General features: G+C 71.1%; 17 protein-coding genes. 9 read left to right on the plus strand and 8 right to left on the minus strand.

All coding sequences use genetic code 11. From position 1 onward, the window contains the following. Window positions 1–7 precede the first annotated feature (7 nt). Entirely contained in the window at window positions 8–271 is a 264-nt protein-coding gene (locus tag ON37_RS13375; RefSeq protein ID WP_040719526.1) for a helix-turn-helix domain-containing protein, read from the minus strand. Between the two features lie 75 nt (window positions 272–346). Between ON37_RS13375 and map the strand changes: the two genes are divergently transcribed. Both map and ON37_RS13385 read left to right on the plus strand, forming a co-directional pair. Continuing rightward, window positions 347–1,114 carry a type I methionyl aminopeptidase gene (gene map, locus ON37_RS13380; RefSeq protein WP_040719527.1) on the plus strand — a complete coding sequence of 256 codons (768 nt, stop codon included), beginning with the start codon at window positions 347–349 and terminating at the stop codon, window positions 1,112–1,114. A 35-nt stretch (window positions 1,115–1,149) separates the two neighbouring features. Further along, window positions 1,150–1,536 (plus strand): PPOX class F420-dependent oxidoreductase, encoded by a 387-nt coding sequence (locus ON37_RS13385; RefSeq protein ID WP_040719530.1) that lies wholly within the window; start codon window positions 1,150–1,152, stop codon window positions 1,534–1,536. A gap of 7 nt (window positions 1,537–1,543) precedes the next feature. Here the strand turns inward: ON37_RS13385 and ON37_RS13390 are convergent, their stop codons facing one another. Both ON37_RS13390 and cobN read right to left on the minus strand, forming a co-directional pair. Next, entirely contained in the window at window positions 1,544–1,933 is a 390-nt protein-coding gene (locus ON37_RS13390) for a PPOX class F420-dependent oxidoreductase (protein WP_040719532.1), read from the minus strand. Between the two features lie 78 nt (window positions 1,934–2,011). Beyond that, the gene (gene cobN / locus ON37_RS13395; protein WP_040719533.1) at window positions 2,012–5,644 is read right to left on the minus strand and encodes a cobaltochelatase subunit CobN; all 3,633 of its coding nucleotides are present in this window, start codon (window positions 5,642–5,644) and stop codon (window positions 2,012–2,014) included. Between the two features lie 357 nt (window positions 5,645–6,001). Here cobN and ON37_RS13400 point away from each other — a divergent pair, with 357 nt between their 5' ends. The 5 genes from ON37_RS13400 to ON37_RS13420 all read left to right on the plus strand — a co-directional run bounded on the left by ON37_RS13400 (window position 6,002) and on the right by ON37_RS13420 (window position 10,609). Continuing rightward, on the plus strand, window positions 6,002–6,259 hold the full coding sequence (locus ON37_RS13400) for a hypothetical protein (protein WP_157171452.1): 258 nt from the start codon (window positions 6,002–6,004) through the stop codon (window positions 6,257–6,259). Window positions 6,260–6,403: 144 nt separating this feature from the next. After that, the gene (gene cobG / locus ON37_RS13405) at window positions 6,404–7,594 is read left to right on the plus strand and encodes a precorrin-3B synthase (protein ID WP_040719537.1); all 1,191 of its coding nucleotides are present in this window, start codon (window positions 6,404–6,406) and stop codon (window positions 7,592–7,594) included. Window positions 7,595–7,653: 59 nt separating this feature from the next. Beyond that, entirely contained in the window at window positions 7,654–8,223 is a 570-nt protein-coding gene (locus ON37_RS13410) for a hypothetical protein (RefSeq protein WP_051031552.1), read from the plus strand. A gap of 80 nt (window positions 8,224–8,303) precedes the next feature. Continuing rightward, a complete protein-coding gene (locus tag ON37_RS13415) occupies window positions 8,304–8,939 on the plus strand; it encodes a precorrin-8X methylmutase (RefSeq protein ID WP_040719577.1) in 636 nt (211 codons plus the stop codon). 74 nt (window positions 8,940–9,013) lie between these two features. Continuing rightward, entirely contained in the window at window positions 9,014–10,609 is a 1,596-nt protein-coding gene (locus ON37_RS13420; protein WP_040719578.1) for a precorrin-2 C(20)-methyltransferase, read from the plus strand. A 43-nt stretch (window positions 10,610–10,652) separates the two neighbouring features. On the opposite strand, the gene ON37_RS13425 is transcribed toward ON37_RS13420, so the two are convergent. The 3 genes from ON37_RS13425 to dprE2 form a co-directional block, all read right to left on the minus strand. After that, window positions 10,653–11,387 carry a cobalt-precorrin-6A reductase gene (locus tag ON37_RS13425; RefSeq protein ID WP_040719579.1) on the minus strand — a complete coding sequence of 245 codons (735 nt, stop codon included), beginning with the start codon at window positions 11,385–11,387 and terminating at the stop codon, window positions 10,653–10,655. Then, on the minus strand, window positions 11,384–12,589 hold the full coding sequence (locus tag ON37_RS13430) for a bifunctional cobalt-precorrin-7 (C(5))-methyltransferase/cobalt-precorrin-6B (C(15))-methyltransferase (RefSeq protein ID WP_040719581.1): 1,206 nt from the start codon (window positions 12,587–12,589) through the stop codon (window positions 11,384–11,386). The genes ON37_RS13425 and ON37_RS13430 overlap by 4 nt, the downstream gene beginning before the upstream one ends. A 109-nt stretch (window positions 12,590–12,698) precedes the next feature. After that, window positions 12,699–13,454 carry a decaprenylphospho-beta-D-erythro-pentofuranosid-2-ulose 2-reductase gene (dprE2, locus tag ON37_RS13435; RefSeq protein ID WP_040719538.1) on the minus strand — a complete coding sequence of 252 codons (756 nt, stop codon included), beginning with the start codon at window positions 13,452–13,454 and terminating at the stop codon, window positions 12,699–12,701. A gap of 43 nt (window positions 13,455–13,497) precedes the next feature. On the opposite strand from dprE2, the gene ON37_RS13440 reads away from it, so the two are divergent. Then, window positions 13,498–13,908, plus strand: a complete 411-nt coding sequence (locus tag ON37_RS13440; protein WP_040719539.1) for a TIGR03618 family F420-dependent PPOX class oxidoreductase — start codon at window positions 13,498–13,500, stop codon at window positions 13,906–13,908. A 13-nt stretch (window positions 13,909–13,921) separates the two neighbouring features. Here the strand turns inward: ON37_RS13440 and ON37_RS13445 are convergent, their stop codons facing one another. Further along, complete coding sequence (locus ON37_RS13445) at window positions 13,922–15,049, minus strand: M24 family metallopeptidase (RefSeq protein WP_040719540.1); 1,128 nt, start codon at window positions 15,047–15,049, stop codon at window positions 13,922–13,924. A gap of 103 nt (window positions 15,050–15,152) precedes the next feature. On the opposite strand from ON37_RS13445, the gene ON37_RS13450 reads away from it, so the two are divergent. Next, a complete protein-coding gene (locus ON37_RS13450) occupies window positions 15,153–16,118 on the plus strand; it encodes a 5'-3' exonuclease (RefSeq protein WP_040719583.1) in 966 nt (321 codons plus the stop codon). A gap of 24 nt (window positions 16,119–16,142) precedes the next feature. On the opposite strand, the gene ON37_RS30970 is transcribed toward ON37_RS13450, so the two are convergent. Continuing rightward, complete coding sequence (locus ON37_RS30970; RefSeq protein WP_051031554.1) at window positions 16,143–16,886, minus strand: DUF4333 domain-containing protein; 744 nt, start codon at window positions 16,884–16,886, stop codon at window positions 16,143–16,145. Window positions 16,887–16,978 lie beyond the last annotated feature (92 nt).

The raw sequence follows: 16,978 nt of genomic DNA on the forward strand, positions 1-16,978 counted from the left end.
AACCGACTCAGGCCGAGGCACTCAACCCGGCGGACTGCCACACCTCGGCCAACTCCTGCAGCGGCACCCCCAGCGCCGCACCGAGCCCGACGATGGTGCCGAAGGCCGGACTGGGCAGCCGGCCCGATTCGATCTTGCGCAGCGTTTCCGGCGAGATCCCGGCCGCCCGTGCGATCGCGACCGGGTCCCGATCGCCCCGGACCGCCCGCAGATGCGCGCCGAGACGTCGGCCGGCTTCGATCTGGGCGGGGGTCAACGGAAGACGAACCATGCGCTCAGGATAGGACTGGTATTCAAATACCGCCACCGCTACAGTCGGTATATAAATACCAACCTGGGAGGTTACGTGGTCGAACTGAAGACACCCGCCGAAATCGAGCGGATGCGGGTGGCCGGGCGGTTCGTGGCGGAAGTGCTCGCGGAATTGCGCGAGCTCGCCGACATCGGAGTGAATCTGCTCGATCTGGAACAACACGTGCGCCGGCGCATTCGCGAACGCGATGCGGTGTCGTGCTATTGGGACTACGCGCCGTCGTTCGGGCGCGGTCCCTTCCGCAATACCGTCTGCCTGTCGGTCAACGACGCCGTCCTGCACGGACTCCCCTACGACTATCGCCTGCGCGACGGCGATGTGCTGACCATGGACCTGGCGGTATCGGTGGACGGATGGGTCGCCGATGCCGCCGTCACCACGATCGTCGGCGCCGCGGACCCCGAGGACGCGCGGCTGGTCGCCGCCACCGAGGAGGCACTGGCCGCTGCCGTGGCGGCGGCCCGCCCCGGTGGCCGCCTCGGCGACATCTCGGCGGCGATCGCTGCCGTCGCGCGCGCATACGGTTACCGCGTCAACACCGAATTCGGGGGCCATGGCCTGGGCCGGACCATGCACGAGGATCCGCATGTGCCGAACGCCGGACGCGCGGGCCGCGGCATGCGCCTGACCTCGGGACTGACCCTCGCGATCGAACCGTGGTTCGCCCGGGGCACCGACCGGATCGTCGTCGATCCCGACGGCTGGACCATCCGCTCGGCCGACGGCTCCCGCACCGCCCACTCCGAGCACACCGTGGCGATCACCGACGAGGGGCCCGAAATCCTCACGCACGCGGCGTAATTCACCCGGCTTCCCGGGGCGTAGGCTGTGCGATCGTGGACAACCCTTTCGGACCGGCCGGTACCGCGAACTACGTACTGCTCACCACCTACAAGAAGGACGGCACCGCGGTGGCGACCCCGGTGTGGGCGGCGCTCGACGACGGGCGGTTGTACGTGTGGACCGAAACCGGCAGCTGGAAGGTGAAGCGGCTGCGGCGCAACCCGGAGGTGACCGTGCAGCCGTGCGGCGTCACCGGGAAACCGCGCGGCCCGATCGTCCGCGGCACCGGACGGGTGCTCGACGAGGCCGGCAGCGATCGGGTCCGGCAGCTGATCAAACGCAAGTACTCGCTGCAGGGCTGGCTGATCGTCACCGCCAGCGTGCTGCGGCGCGGCCGCAAGGGCACCATCGGTATCGAAATCACCGCGGCCGCAGCCTGATCCGCTGTCACGGCGCGGCCGGCTCGGCGGTGATCGCCAAACCCACCGACCGATGCTTGCCGAGGATCAGTTTGTGGGCGCGGATCAGCAGGGTGCCGATCAGCCCGTATTTGCGGGCGATCAGATCGCGCACCCGCTCGGTGCCGGCCTCGTCGAGAATGCGTGCGGTGCCGGCACTGACCTCCGTACCCTTCGGCCGGCCGCGGTTGTCGCACGCCTGCAGCGTCACCGCGGCATTGCGGCGCAGGCGCTTGACCTTCCACGTCTTCGGATTGGTCCACACCACCAGCCGGTCGCCGTCGGGCGCCACCCAGACGGGGGTCCCGACCGGTGTCCCGTCCTTCTTGTAGGTGGTGAGCAGCACGTACTTCTGCTGGGCGAGTTCGTTCCAGGTCATGCCACCACGGTAGGGGCCGGATCGGCCCGGCACATCCGTCCCGCGGCGCACCGCCGGTTGCGCCTGCCGGCGTAGCCGCTACTCCAGCTCGCCCTCGGTCTCGAGGTAGATCTGCCGCAGCCGGTCCAGGGTCTGCTGCTGCGGGGCCTCCCACATCTTGCGTTCGGCGGCCTCGAGCAGACGCTCGGCGATCCCGTGCAGCGCCCACGGGTTCGACTCGGTCATGAACTTGCGGTTCACCTCGTCGAAAACGTAGCTCTCCGAAAGCTTTTCGTACATCCAGTCGGCGACCACGTCGGTGGTGGCGTCGTAGCCGAACAGATAGTCGACCGTCGCCGCCATTTCGAACGCGCCCTTGTAGCCGTGCCGGCGCATCGCCTCCAGCCAGCGCGGGTTCACCACCCGCGAGCGGAAGACGCGGGTGGTCTCCTCCGACAGCGTCCGGGTGCGCACCGCGTCCGGGCGGGTGCTGTCGCCGATATAGGCCTCCGGATTCTTCCCGGTCAGCGCCCGCACCGCGGCGACCATGCCACCGTGGTACTGGAAGTAGTCGTCGGAATCGGCGATGTCGTGCTCGCGCGTGTCGGTGTTCTTGGCCGCGACCGCGATCCGCCGATACGCCGAGCGCATATCGTCGGCGGCCGGCACGCCGTCCAGGCCGCGGCCGTAGGCGTAGCCACCCCAGGTCGTGTACACCTGCGCCAGATCGTCGTCGGTCCGCCAGCTCTTGGAATCGATCAGCTGCAGCAGACCCGCGCCGTAGGTGCCCGGCTTCGAACCGAAGATGCGGGTGGTGGCGCGCCGGTGGTCACCGTGTTCGGCGAGGTCGGCGTCGGTATGGGCGCGTACGTAATTCGATTCGGCCGGTTCGTCCAGTTCGGCGACCAGCCGGACGGCATCGTCGAGCAGCGCCAGCACGTGGGGGAAGGCATCCCGGAAGAAACCCGAGATGCGCACCGTGACGTCGATGCGCGGGCGGCCCAGCTCCGCGAGATCGATCACGTCCAGGCGCGTGACGCGGCGGCTGGCCTCGTCCCACACCGGCCGCACCCCCAGCAGCGCGAACACCTCGGCGATATCGTCTCCCGCGGTCCGCATGGCCGAGGTGCCCCACACCGACAATCCCACCGAGCGCGGATACTCACCGTGGTCGGCGAGATACCGCTGCAGCAGCGAATCGGCCATCGCCTGCCCGGTTTCCCAGGCCAGCCGCGACGGCACCGCCTTCGGATCGACCGAATAGAAGTTGCGCCCGGTGGGCAGCACGTTGATCAGGCCGCGCAGCGGGGAACCGCTCGGGCCGGCGGGGATGAAGCCACCGTCGAGCGCGTGCAGGATGCGCTCGATCTCCACGCCGGTCTGCCGCAGCCGCGGCACCACCTCGGTGGCGGCGAAACGCAGCACGGCGGCCAGGGTGTCGGGCCGCGCGGCCCCCGGCTCGTGGCGGGCCACCAGGTCGTCCACCGCCGCGGGGGACCAGTCGGTGGCCTGCAGGGCCGCCAGCAGCTGCCGCGCGCGCTGTTCGACCTCGTCCACCCGCTCGCGGGATTCGTCGCCGGATTCGTCGAGGCCCAGTGCCTCTCGCAGCCCGGGCACCGCGACCTGGCCGCCCCACAGCTGGCGGGCGCGCAGCATCGCCAGCACCAGATCCAGCTCTCCCTCGCCGGCCGGCGCCTGTCCCAGCACATGCAGGCCGTCGCGGATCTGCACATCCTTGATCTCGCACAGCCAGCCGTCGACGTGCAGGAGCATATCGTCGAAGGAGTCCTCGTCCGGGCGTTCCTCGAGGCCCAGATCGTGGTCCATCTTCGCCGCCCGCATCAGGGTCCAGATCTGCTGGCGGACCGCGGGCAGTTTGGCCGGATCCAGTGCCGAGACGTTGGCGTGTTCGTCGAGCAACTGCTCGAGCCGCGCGATATCGCCGTAGGTTTCGGCCCGCGCCATCGGCGGGATGAGGTGGTCGACCAGAGTGGCGTGGGCACGACGTTTGGCCTGGGTACCCTCGCCGGGGTCGTTGACCAGGAACGGATAGATCAGCGGCAGATCGCCGAGGGCGGCGTCGGTGCCACAGGCGGCCGACATACCCAGCGTCTTTCCGGGCAGCCATTCCAGGTTGCCGTGTTTGCCCAGGTGCACCATCGCGTCGGCGCCGAAACCACCCTCGTCGGCGGGGGCCGACAGCCAGCGGTAGACCGCCAGATAGTGGTGGCTGGGTGGCAGATCCGGATCGTGGTAGATGGCGACCGGGTTCTCACCGAAGCCGCGCGGCGGCTGGACCAGCAGCACGACATTGCCGAAACGCAGTGCGGCGATGACGATTTCGCCGTCCGGGTCGGCGGACCGGTCGACGAACAACTCCCCCGGCGGCGGTCCCCACGCCTGCACGACCGCCGTGCGCAACTCCTCGGGCAGGGTGGCGAACCAGGCGGAGTATTGCCGGGCGCCGATGCGAATCGGGTTGCCCTCCAACTGTTCCGCGCTGAGCCAGTCGGGATCCTGGCCACCGGCGGCGATCAGCGCGTGGATGAGTGCGTCGCCGTCGCGTTCCTCGAGACCCGGCACCTCGCCGGGCGCGCCGAGATCGTATCCGGCACTGCGCATCTCGGTGAGCAGGCGAATGGCGCTGGCCGGGGTGTCGAGGCCGACGGCATTGCCGATGCGGGCGTGTTTGGTCGGGTATGCCGAGAGCATCAGCGCGATCCGGCGGTGCGCGGTGGGCAGATGCCGCAGCCGTGCGTGCCGAACCGCGATGCCGGCCACCCGCGCCGCCCGTTCGGGGTCGGGCACGTAGCTGGACAGCCCGTCGGCGTCGAATTCCTTGAACGAGAACGGCACGGTGATGATGCGTCCGTCGAATTCCGGCACCGCGACCTGCGTGGCCACATCCAGCGGGGACAGCCCGTCGTCGTTGTCCTCCCACTGGGCGCGTCCGCTGGTCAGGCACAACCCCTGCAGGATCGGCACGTCCAGATCGGCGAGCGCGCCGATATCCCAGGCCTCGTCGTCGCCGCCGGCCGACGCGGTCGCCGGTTTGGCGCCCCCGGCCGCCAGCACCGTCACCACCAGCGCGTCCGCACCGCGCAGCGTGTCCAGCAGCGCCGGTTCGGCATTGCGCAGCGAGGCGCAGTACAGCGGCAGTGGCCGCGCTCCGGCCTGTTCCAGGGCGCGGCACAGCGCCTCGACGTAGGCGGTGTTCCCGGCCAGATGTTGTGCGCGGTAGTACAGCACCGCCACGGTGGGTACCGCGCCGGACAGGCGGGAGTCGGCGGCGGCCACGATGGCTCGGTCGCGTTCGAGCTCCCCCCAGGACGGCAGCTGGACCGGCGGTTCGAAGCCGTGTCCGGTCAGCAGCACGGTGTCGGACAGGAAGTTGTGCAGCTCGCGCAGATTGGCCGGGCCGCCGGCGGCCAGATAGTTGTGCGCGTCCGCGGCCACGCCCGCCGGCACGGTCGAACATTCCATCAGTTCCGCATCCGGCGCCATTTCACCGCCGAGGGCGACCAGCGGAATCTCGCCGGCGCGCAGCGCGTCCAGACCCTCCTCCCAGGCCCGGCGCCCGCCCAGGATGCGCACCACGACCAGGTCGACATCGGTCAGCAGCTCCGGCAGATCCTCGACCAGCAGCCGGGCCGGGTTGCCGAGCCGGTAGTCGGCACCGCTGGCGCGTGCGGACAGCAGATCGGTGTCGGAGGTGGACAGCAGCAGGATCACGGTTCTCCTCGGGTGACGCGCCCATGGCGGATTCGGCCGCCCGCCTGGGAGGGTCTGACTGTCACAGTGGCGCGACCGCACCGGAATTGCACCGGTTTCCTCGTTCTCGGCGAGCCCCCGGATGCTATCGCGCCACCCCGGCGCGGCCGCGCGCGCCCGTCGATCCGGGTTCGGAGCTCGGCGGCAGCGGCCGATCCCGGCAGGTCACGATGCGGTATCCGTTGTGCCGCAATGCGGTCCAGATGGGTCGTCGGCGGGTTTTCCGGACCCGAAACCGCGGCGTACGCTGTGAATATGCCGAACTCCCCGGGATGGAGCAGGCGGAATCGCTTTGCCGCCTGGTCAGGAATTGTGTGCATGATGGTTGCTGTTGCATTGCTGGCAATGGCATTGGCGGCTGCCGCCGGCGGCCACGGCGGCCTGCTGCTGGTCGCGGCCGGAGCGTGTGCCGCGGTGGCGATCTTCGGCCTGCTGGTCTTCGAATCCACGGTGCGGCGCGATCACGTCGATCGGCACGACACACCACATCTGTTGTCCGACAGCTACATTGCGGACCCGCCGTGGAAGGGACCGTTGCCCGAGCGCCGCGGCAGCAGCCCGAAGGACCGGCCGTAGGCCGTCCCGGTCACCCACGCCCGCCGCGGCCCGGCTGCCGCGTCGTTCGGCCGGCATCCGATCCGCCGCCGCGGCCCGGTGCGGCGGCCCGCGGCCCGGCCGACGACCACCCGCTGCGCAACCTGCTCGTAGGCTGGGTGGATCATGACTCGTTCCGCTCCCGATTCCTGTCCCGGTGTGTTGCGCCTGCACGAGGCGGCCGACGGCCCGCTGGCCCGCATCCGGCTGCCCGGCGGCGCGATCACCCCCGATCAGCTGCGCGCGCTCGCGAGCGCGGCCGCCGATTTGGGTAACGGCAGCATCGAGCTCACCTCCCGCGGCAATGTGCAGTTGCGGCAGATGCACGACGCGGCCGCCCTCGCCACCCGCCTCGAGCAGGCGGACCTGCTGCCCGCGCCCACACACGAACGGGTGCGCAATATCGTGGCGTCGCCGCTGTCGGGCCGCCTCGGCGGCCGCCGCGACGTACACCCGCTGGTCGCGGAGCTGGACGCCGGGCTGCGCGGGACGCCCGAGCTGGCCGGGCTCCCCGGGCGGGTGCTGTTCACCCTCGACGACGGCCGGGGCGACATCAGCGGGCTCGGCGGGGATATCGGCGTGCACGCCACCGGCGAGGACGAATTCGCCCTGGTACTGGCCGGCCTCGATTCCGGGGTGCGGATCGGCGCCGACCGGGCCGTCCCCACAATGCTCGCGGCGGCGCACGGATTTCAGCGGATCCGCGGGGAGCAGTGGCGGCTGCGCGAGGTCGCCGACGGCCCGGCCCGGGTTCTGGCCGAATTGGCGCTCGAACCGAGCGCCGGCCCGGTGGAATTCGCTGCCCGCCACGAGGTTCCGATCGGCTGGCTCACCCAGGCCGACGACGGGGTCGCCCTGGGTGCGGGTGTGCCACTCGGCGCCCTTCCCGCCCGGACCGCGGAATTCGTTGCGGCGGTGGAACATCCGATCCTCGTCACACCGTGGCGGAGCCTGGTGCTGGCCGATCTCGACGAGTGGACTGCCGAACAGGTGGTGCGGGTGCTCGCGCCGATGGGCCTGATCTTCGACGCGACGTCACCGTGGCTGACCGTGACGGCCTGTGCCGGCCGGCCCGGCTGCGCGAAAGCCCGCACCGATGTGCGCGCCGACGTCGCCGCGGCCGTCGCATCCGGCCGGGTGCTGACGCTCGACGCCGCGACACCGGAGGTCACCGGCGCCGCTGCCGATGACGTGGTGGTGGCCGGCCGCCAGCACTGGTCCGGTTGTGAGCGACGATGCGGACGACCGGTCGGCGCGGTCACCGATGTGGTCGCCGAACCGGACGGGTACCGCGTCACCGGTCCGCCCCGGCCCTGATCCCACGGCCGGATCCGCCCGTCGTGGTGCGGACGGTGATCGTCGCGCACACTGAGCGAATGGACCCGTCCGCGGAGCAGCCGTCGACCGCCGCCCTGCTCACCGATGCGCAGATCGCCCAGCTGACCCTCGCCGAGCGCCGGGAATTGATCCGGCGCCTGAGCCCGGAGCGGATCGCACCGGATCCGCGCCGAGTCCGGGTGGCTCGCGGGCTGCGGCTGTCGCTGATGGTCGCGGGGTCCGTGGCGATGATCCCGTGGCTGGTGTACCTCGGCCTCACCCTGCCGTCCGACTACGACGCCAACCACTGGGCGCTGGTCTGGATCGGATTCGACATCCTGCTGGTGGTGATGATGGCGACCACGGCCTATCTGGGCTGGCGGCGACGGGTGCTGTTGATCCTGCCCGCCTTCGGCACCGGTGTGCTCCTGCTCGCCGATGCCTGGTTCGACACCGTGACCGCCGGCCCCGACGATTTTCGCCTGTCGGTCGCGACCGCGGCGCTGGCCGAGCTCCCGCTGTCGGTTCTGCTGCTCACCGGCGCGCTGGCGTTGTTCCGCTTCCTGGTGCTCGCCAATCCCCTGCGCCATCCGGCCGAATCGCCGTGGCGGGCGCGGATACCGTTCTGATCGCCCGCTCGCCGAACCCGCCGCCCGAGCGGGGCGCACTGCCGAATTTCGGCGGTGCCGGCCCGGCTAGGGTGGACGCCATGTCCGATGTGCGTACCAGCTACCTCACCGACGGGGCCGAGATCTACCGGCGCTCGTTCGCGACGATTCGGGCCGAAGCCGATCTGGCACGGTTTCCGGCCGATGTCGCACAGGTGGTGGTGCGCATGATCCACGCGTGCGGGCAGGTCGATCTGACCACCGACATCTCGCACACGCCGCAGGTCGTCGCGGCCGCGCGGACGGCCCTGCGCGCCGGCGCGCCGATTCTCTGCGATGCCACCATGGTGGCATCGGGCGTCACCCGCAAGCGCCTGCCCGCCGACAACGAGGTGCTGTGCCTGCTGTCCGATCCCCGGGTGCCGCCCCTGGCTCAGCGGCTGGGCACCACGAGATCGGCTGCGGCGCTGGAACTCTGGCGAGATCGCCTGGCAGGCGCGGTGGTCGCCGTCGGCAATGCGCCGACCGCGCTGTTCCATCTGCTGGACATGCTCGACGCGGGGGCGCCGCGGCCGGCGGCGATCATCGGCATCCCGGTCGGATTCGTCGGCGCCGCCGAGTCGAAGCAGGCGCTGGCCGAATACGGGGGCATCGACTATCTGACCGTGCACGGCCGGCGCGGCGGCAGCGCGATCACCGCCGCCGCCCTCAACGCGATCGCGAGTGAGCAGGAATGACCGGCCACGACACCGAGCAGGTCGGCGACGACCGCCCGCGGACCGGATCGTCCGATCGGCACGAGACCCAGGCGGTGACTCCGGGCAAGTTGTGGGGTGTCGGGCTGGGTCCCGGCGATCCGGAACTGGTGACGGTGAAGGCCGCGCGGATCATCGAATCCGCGGATGTCATCGCCTTCCACAGCGCCCGCCACGGGCGCAGCATCTCCCGCTCGATCGCCGCGCCGTATATGCGCCCCGGCCAGCTCGAAGAACACCTGATCTACCCGGTGACCACCGAGACGACCGACCATCCCGGCGGATACCAGGGCGCGATCGACGAGTTCTACGAGCAGGCCGCGCAGGTGCTGGCCGCCCACCTCGCCGCGGGTCGCACGGTGGCGCTGCTGGCCGCCGGTGACCCGCTGTTCTACAGCTCCTATATGCATATGCACCGCCGGCTGGCCGACCGCTTTCCGGCCGAGATCGTTCCCGGTATCACCTCGGTGAGCGCGGCATCGGCGGCCCTGGGCACCCCGCTGGTCGAGGGCGAGCAGGTGCTGACGGTGTTGCCGGGAACCATGCCACCCGATCAGCTCGCCGAGCGGCTGTCCGGCACCGACGCCGCGGCGATCATGAAACTCGGTCGCACCTACCCCGGTGTGCGCCGGGCACTGTCGGCGGCCGGGCGCCTCGACGACGCCTACTACGTCGAACGGGCGAGCACCGGACGGCAGCGCATCCTGCGCGCCGCCGACGTCTCCGACGACGAGGTCCCCTACTTCGCGATCGCGGTGGTGCCGGGCCCGGCCCCCACCACCGATATTCCCCTGACCGCGCCGGCACGCACCGTCGAGAGCACCGAATCCGGTTCGCCCGCTGCGGTTTCCGAGGCCGACCCCGCACCGGTCGGCGAGGTCGTCGTGGTCGGCCTCGGACCCGGCTCACCACAGTGGACCACTCCCGAGGTCACCCGCGCCCTGGCCGCGGCCACCGATATCGTCGGCTACACCACCTACGTGAACCGGGTGCCGATCCGGCCCGGCCAGCGTCGTCACCTCAGTGACAATCGGGTCGAATCCGAACGCGCCGCCATGGCCTTGGATCTGGCGAAGAACGGCGCGCGCGTGGTGGTGGTGTCCTCCGGGGATCCGGGGGTCTTCGCCATGGCCGCGGCGGTGGTGGAGGAATCCGCCGACCCGCAGTGGCGCGACGTCCCCGTGCGCGTGTTCCCCGGCGTCACCGCCGCGAGTGCGGTGGCCGCCCGGATCGGTGCGCCACTGGGCCACGATTTCGCGATGATCTCGCTGTCGGACCGGCTCAAGCCGTGGGAGACGGTGGCGCAGCGCATCTCGGCGGTCGCCGCAGCCGATATGGCGATCGCGATCTACAACCCCGCCTCCAGTCAGCGGCGCTGGCAGGTGGCGGCCATGCGGGAGTTGCTGCTCGAGCATCGCGCCGCGGACACCCCGGTCGTCCTGGGCCGCGATGTCGGCGGACCGTCGGAATCGGTCCGCGTCACCACGCTCGCTGCACTGGACCCGGCCGAGGTCGACATGCGCACCCTGCTGATCATCGGCGCCTCCACCACGACCACGGTCGCCACGCCGCACGGCACCCGGGTCTACACGTCGCGCCGGTACGGCGCCGCTGCCGAGCGGCACACGTCCACCGCCGGCGCGAACAGGTAAACCCCGCCCGGCAGCGCAACGGCCGACCGTGACCGAGCGCCACTCAGCGGTTGCGCAACAGCCACTCCCACGCCGCCGCAACGCTGTCGACCCGGTCGCCCCCGGCGGGCAGCTCCGGCCGATCGATGACGACGACCGGGATGTGCCGATCCCGGGCCGCGGTCAGTTTGGCCGCGGTCGACTCGCCCCCGCTGTCCTTGGTGACCACAACCTCGATGCGATGCTCACGCATGAGGTCGGTCTCCTCGGCCACCGTAAACGGTCCCCGGGCCAGCAGTAACCGATGCCGGGGCGGAACCGGGCCGGTCGGCGGGTCGATGGCCCGAATGAGGAACCACGGCACCGCGAGTTCGGCGAAAGCCGCTACACCCTGCCGCCCGATGGTGAGGAAGACTCGCTCGAAGCCGGCGACAGCACGCACCGCAGCGGCCGGGTCCGGAACCCGCAGCCACCGGTCCCCCGGTTGCTCGGCCCAGCCCGGCCGCCGCAGATGCAGAATCGGCACGCCGGCCGCGCGCGCCGCGGCCGCCGCATGCGCGGACATGGTGTCGGCGAACGGATGCGTCGCATCGATCACCACGTCGATCGCGTTGTCCGCCAGCCATTCTCGCAGACCGTCGACCCCGCCGAAGCCTCCGACGCGCACCGCTCCCGCGGGCAGCACCGGTTCGCGCACCCGCCCGGCGAGCGAGGAGACGACCTCGAATCCTCGCTCGGCGGTGACGATATCGGCGAGCTGCCGCGCCTCCCCGGTACCGCCGAGGAGCAGCACCCTCATCGCCGGGTCACCACCCACTGCGTCACCGGCAGCTGCGGTCGCCATGCCGTGAACCCGCCCAGCGGCGCGGCCCGATAGACCTGGAATCTACGCAGCTCACCACCGTAGGTCGCGGCCCAATCGACCAGCAGCGCTTCGGATTCCGCGGTCACGGCGTTGGCGACCAGGCGTCCGCCCGGGCGCAACCGCCGCCAGCACGCCGCGAAGAGACCGTCCTGGGTCAGTCCGCCGCCGAGGAACACCGCATCCGGCGGTGGATCGGTGTCGTTCGGCAGGGCGTCCGGCACCTCGCCACGCACCTCCACCCCGGGTACGCCGAGCGCGGCGGCATTGGCGGCGATCTGCTCGCGTCGCGCCGCACTGCGCTCGAACGTGATCGCCCGGCAGTCGATATGGGTGCGGCACCACTCGATGGCGATGGTTCCCGAACCCCCGCCGATATCCCACAGCAGTTCACCGGGGGCCGGAGCCAGCGCGGCGACGGACAGGGTGCGGACCTCCGCCTTGGTGAGCTGCCCGTCGCCGCCGTAACACCCGTCCGGCAGACCCGGTAGCCGCGTCAGCCGCACCGCCGCCGGGTCGCGCACCGCCTCGACGGCGACGATATTGAGCGGATCACCCGCGGCCCGAGTCCACTGCGCCGCGACGCCGTCGACGATCCGTTCCGCCGGCCCGCCCAGCTGTTCCAGCACCGTCAGGCGCGAAGCACCGAAACCGTTGTGCCGCAACAATTCCGCTACCCGCGCCGGAGTGTGCTCGTCGGCGCTGAGGACCAGCATACGGCGACCGTCGGACAGTTCGGGCAGGATTGTCGCCAATGGCCGGCCGACCACGCTCACCACCGGGGTGTGGGCGCTCGCCCAGCCCAGTCGCGCACAGGCCAGCGTCGCCGACGAGGGCTGCGGGAGAACCCGGATCGCCTGCGGCCCCAGCATTTTCGCCAATGTGACACCGATGCCGTAGAACATGGGGTCGCCGCTGGCCAGCACGCAGATGCGCGAACCGCGGTGGGCGGCCAGCAGATCCGGGAGCGCGGGCAGCAACGGAGCGGGCCAGCTGTGCCGCGGCACGGAACTCGCCTCGGTGGGGATCAGATCCAGTTGCCGACGCGATCCGAACAGCACGTCGGCCGCGGCGATCTCGGCCCGCGCGCGCGGGTTCAGTCCGGGCCAGCCGTCGGCACCGATACCCACCACCGCGATCGCCGGTTCGTCCGCCCGCGGGGCGGACGTATCGAATTCGCTTGCGGCGAGGGGGTTGTCGTCGGCACTCACCCCAGCCCTCCGCTCGGTCGCACGTCCGGAGCCGGCATCAGCGCGGCATCCGGCGCCAGATCGCCCGCGGAACCATCCGAGCCACGGCGGCAGCCGGGCCGAGCGCACGCGGTACCCAGATCCGGCCCGCGCGCCGGCGCAGACCGGCGACCACCGCCACCGCGACCTGATCCGGAGTCCGCGACATCGGGGCCGGGCTCATACCGGCCGTCATCCGGCCGATGACGAACCCGGGCCGCACGAGCAGGAGATGAACCCCGCTGCCGTGCAACGCATCCGACAGCCCGCCGGCGAATCCGTCCAGCCCCGCCTTGGCCGAACCGTAGACGTAGTTGGCGCGCCGCACCCGGGCCCCCGCGATCGAACCGAACACCACCAGGTGACCGCTGCCCTGCGCGCGCAGCAGATTCGCCAGCACCGTCAGCACACTCACCTGCGCGATGAAATCGGTGTGCAGGACCGCGACCGCCGCGGCCGGATCCTGTTCGGCGCGAGCCTGATCGCCGAGGACACCGAAGGCGAGGATCGCCACTCCGATCCGTCCGTGCTCGGCGACCACCTTCTCCAGCAGCGGCTGATGAGTGCGCAGATCGTCGGCATCGAACTCGACCGGATGCACGGCCCGGGCGCCGGCCGCGCGCAGCATCGCAGTCTCCTGCTCGAGCTGTCCGCTGCGACGAGCCGCCAACACGACGTCGCGGCCGGCGCAGATCCGGCGCGTGACCTCGAGCCCGATCTCGCTACGGCCGCCGAGCAGCACCACCACCCCGTCGTCGATCTCACGCACACCCATGGCGCATAGTCTGCCATCGGCCATGGTTGCTAGCGTCGCAGCCATGACGAGCACCGCGGCCGCACGCATCGACCTGACTCCCAGCGCCCTGGAATTCGTGACCGAACGGCACCTGGCCACCCTGACCACGCTGCGGGCCGACGGCACCCCGCACGTCGTGGCGGTGGGCTTCACCTGGGATCCCGAGGAGGGGATCGCGCGGGTCATCACCGCGGGGCCCAGCACCAAGGCCCGCAATGCCGCGCGGCGCGGCTACGCGGCCCTGAGCCAGGTCGACGGCCCGCGCTGGCTCACCCTCGAGGGCCCGGCCGAGGTGTGGACCGACCCCGCTCGAGTCGCCGACGCCGAGGCCCGCTACGCGCGGCGCTACCGGACACCGCGGGAGAATCTGGAGCGCGTGGTCCTCGTCGTCCGCCCCGTGCGGGTCCTGTCGAGCAGCACGCTGCGCGGCTGATCGCCGCCGCACCTCACAGGACGGTGAGCCCGTGGGGGCGGTGGTTCACGGATTCGCCGCCGTCTTCGGTGACGATCACGATGTCCTCGATGCGCGCGCCCCATTCACCTCCGAAGTAGATCCCCGGCTCGACGCTGAACGCCATGCCCGGCCGCAGCACGGTGTCGTTGCCCGCCACGATGTAGGGCTCCTCGTGCACCGACAGCCCGATGCCGTGGCCGGTGCGGTGGATGAAGGCCTCACCGAATCCCGCCTCGGACAACAGGTTCCGGGCCGCGGCGTCGACCGATTCGGCGGTGACCCCGGGGCGCACCGCGGCGACCGCGGCCGCCTGCGCGCGTTCCAGGGCGGCGTAGCGCTCGGCGATTTCCGGGTCGGGCTCGCCCAGCACATAGGTCCGGGTGGAATCGGAGAAATAGCCGGGTTCGACCGGGCCGCCGATATCGATCACCACCACGTCGCCGGCTTCGATCACCCGGTCGGAATGGCTGTGGTGCGGATTGGCTCCGTTGGGGCCGCTGCCCACGATCACGAAATCCGCGTGCCCGTGGCCCTCCTCGACGATCGCGGCGGCGATGTCCGCGGCGACCTCGGCCTCGGTGCGGCCCGGCCGCAACCATTCCCCCATCCGGGCGTGCACGCGGTCGATGGCCGCCCCGGCGCGGCGCAGCGCGTCGATCTCGGCCGTGTCCTTGATCATCCGCAACTGCCGGACGATCGGGGTCGCCGACACCGGCAGCGCCGTCAGCGCATCGGCGATCGGCAGCAGGTGCAGGGCCGGCATGGCGTCGTCGACCGCGACCCGGGCGCCCGCGTTGAGCGTGGACTTCACCACGCCGTAGGGATCCACCCCGTCCACCCAGGGAACGAGCGACAATCCGAGCTCACCGGCCGCCGAGCCGTCCAGCGCGGCGAGCTCCAGTTTCGGCACCACGACCGACGGCGTCTCGCCGCTGGCCGGAATGATCAGGCAGGTCAGGCGCTCGAACGATTGGGCGTTCGATCCCAGCAGATACCGCAGATCCGGCCCGGGCGTGATCAGCAGCGCGTCCAGGTGGGCCGCGCGGGTCAGCTGGGCCGCTCGCTCCAGTCGCTTGCCGTAGATCTCGGCACCGAATCGTGAGTCCGTATGCGCGCTCATGCGATACGACGTTACCCGCCGGGGCGAGGCGGGTCGGGACGATCGCGACCTTCGCGACCGGGTCGTGCCCCGGCTGTCGGTGCCGACCGGTAGCGTCTGCGGCATGCTCCCCTCCCGTGCGAGTGACCGCCCGCTGCTCCTGCTCGACGGCGCCAGCCTGTGGTTCCGCGCGTTCTACGCGGTCCCGGAGAAGATCACCGCCCCCGACGGCCGCCCGGTCAACGCGCTGCGCGGGTTCACCGACATGGTCGCCGCGCTGATCACCCGCCATCACCCGGGCCGGCTGGTGGTGTGCCTGGATCTGGATTGGCGGCCGGCGTTCCGGGTCGACCTGGTGCCCTCCTACAAGGCGCATCGCCTGGACACCAGCGGCGGGGCCGAGCCCGGCGCCGAGGAGGTCCCCGACACCCTCACGCCCCAGGTCGACATGATCATCGAGGTGCTGACGGCGGCCGGCATCGCGACCGCCGGCGCGACGGGGCTGGAGGCCGACGACGTGATCGGTACCCTGGCCGCCCGCGAACGCACCGACCCGGTGGTGGTGGTCAGCGGTGATCGCGATCTGCTGCAGGTGGTGCGCGCCGACGACCCGCCGGTGTCGGTCTTCTACGTGGGCCGCGGCCTGGCGAAGGCCGAACTCTACGGCCCGGCCGAGGTCGCCGCGAAATACGGTGTGCCGCAGGAGAATGCGGGCCCGGCCTATGCCGATATGGCCACGCTGCGCGGTGACGCCTCCGACGGTCTACCGGGTGTCGCGGGCATCGGCGACAAATCCGCGGCCGCCCTGATCTCGCGTTTCGGCTCGCTCGACGCCCTGGTCGCGGCCGTCGCCGATCCGTCCTCGGAGCTGGCTCGCGGCGTCCGCGCGAAACTCGCTGCCGCCGAGGATTATCTGAAGGCGGCCGCGCCCGTGGTGCGGGTCGTCCGCGATGCCGAGGTCGAGCTGTCCGGACCCGATCGCCTGCCCACCGAACCCGCCGACCCGGAGCGCCTGCGGGCATTGGCGACCGCCTACAACGCCGAAAGCCCGATCAAGCGGCTGGCAGCGGCCCTCGCCGCCGACATCTGACGGCGGCGGGGCGGACGCGAGCGACTAGTTCGGGCGGCCGACCTCGTACGTGCCGTCGTCCTTGGTGATCTTGACGGTGACCTTCTTCTGTTCGCCACCCACCTTGAGGGTGCAGTCGAAGGTGCCGCCGACCTCGACCTTCTGCCCCGACGGGCAGCTGACGTTCTCCACGTCGTCGATGCCGTAGGAATCCTTGAGAACCTTCTGCACCCCGTCCTGCACGGCCTTGTTGTCGAGTTTGTCGCTACCCAGGAAGACGAAGGCCAGCACGACCGCGACGACGACCACGACCAGCACACCGATACCGCCGAAGAGCAGGCCCTTCTTCGACTTCTTCGCCGGGGTCGCGCTCAGCTGCGGCTCCTGCACCCCCCACTGCTGTTGCGGCTGCTCCGGTTGCGGGCTCCACTGCTGCTGGGGCTGCGACTGCTGCTGTCCCCAGGGCTGCTGCGCGGGCTGCGGCGGCTGTCCCCACTGTTGCTGGGTGGGTTCCCACGGCTGGGATTGAGCCGGCGGCTGCTGTGGCCAGGACGGCTGGCTCTGCTGGCCCCACTGCGGTTGCTGCGGCTGCTGTGCCTGCGGCTGCTGCGGTGCCCATTGCTGCTGCGACGGCGCGGGCTGGCCCCACTGCTGCGGCTGCTGACCACCCCACTGCGGCGGCGGCCCGGACTGGCCGGGCTGCTGGCCCGACCACTGCTGGGTCGGGTCGCTGCTACCGGGGCCCTCCCCTTGGCCAGGGGTCTCGTTCGGTCCGTACGGGCCGCTCATGTGCCTGCCTCCACTCGCACTCGTCGTCTCACTTCCCCCCGCGTGAGGTGATCAGGCCCTCACCACGGTCGGTACCGGTAGTCATCCAATCA

Origin of the sequence: Nocardia veterana NBRC 100344, assembly GCF_000308855.1 — a bacterium.
In the GTDB taxonomy this organism is placed as follows: domain Bacteria; phylum Actinomycetota; class Actinomycetes; order Mycobacteriales; family Mycobacteriaceae; genus Nocardia; species Nocardia veterana.

Excerpts from the sequence above, each read along its gene's own strand:
- ON37_RS13375 (WP_040719526.1), bottom strand. The coding sequence starts at position 271 with ATGGTTCGTCTTCCGTTGACCCCCGCCCAGATCGAAGCCGGCCGACGT.
- ON37_RS13390 (WP_040719532.1), bottom strand. The coding sequence starts at position 1,933 with ATGACCTGGAACGAACTCGCCCAGCAGAAGTACGTGCTGCTCACCACC.
- ON37_RS13400 (WP_157171452.1), top strand. The coding sequence starts at position 6,002 with ATGATGGTTGCTGTTGCATTGCTGGCAATGGCATTGGCGGCTGCCGCC.
- cobG (WP_040719537.1), top strand. The coding sequence starts at position 6,404 with ATGACTCGTTCCGCTCCCGATTCCTGTCCCGGTGTGTTGCGCCTGCAC.
- ON37_RS13410 (WP_051031552.1), top strand. The coding sequence starts at position 7,654 with ATGGACCCGTCCGCGGAGCAGCCGTCGACCGCCGCCCTGCTCACCGAT.
- ON37_RS13415 (WP_040719577.1), top strand. The coding sequence starts at position 8,304 with ATGTCCGATGTGCGTACCAGCTACCTCACCGACGGGGCCGAGATCTAC.
- ON37_RS13425 (WP_040719579.1), bottom strand. The coding sequence starts at position 11,387 with ATGAGGGTGCTGCTCCTCGGCGGTACCGGGGAGGCGCGGCAGCTCGCC.
- dprE2 (WP_040719538.1), bottom strand. The coding sequence starts at position 13,454 with ATGGGTGTGCGTGAGATCGACGACGGGGTGGTGGTGCTGCTCGGCGGC.
- ON37_RS13440 (WP_040719539.1), top strand. The coding sequence starts at position 13,498 with ATGACGAGCACCGCGGCCGCACGCATCGACCTGACTCCCAGCGCCCTG.
- ON37_RS13445 (WP_040719540.1), bottom strand. The coding sequence starts at position 15,049 with ATGAGCGCGCATACGGACTCACGATTCGGTGCCGAGATCTACGGCAAG.
- ON37_RS13450 (WP_040719583.1), top strand. The coding sequence starts at position 15,153 with ATGCTCCCCTCCCGTGCGAGTGACCGCCCGCTGCTCCTGCTCGACGGC.
- ON37_RS30970 (WP_051031554.1), bottom strand. The coding sequence starts at position 16,886 with ATGAGCGGCCCGTACGGACCGAACGAGACCCCTGGCCAAGGGGAGGGC.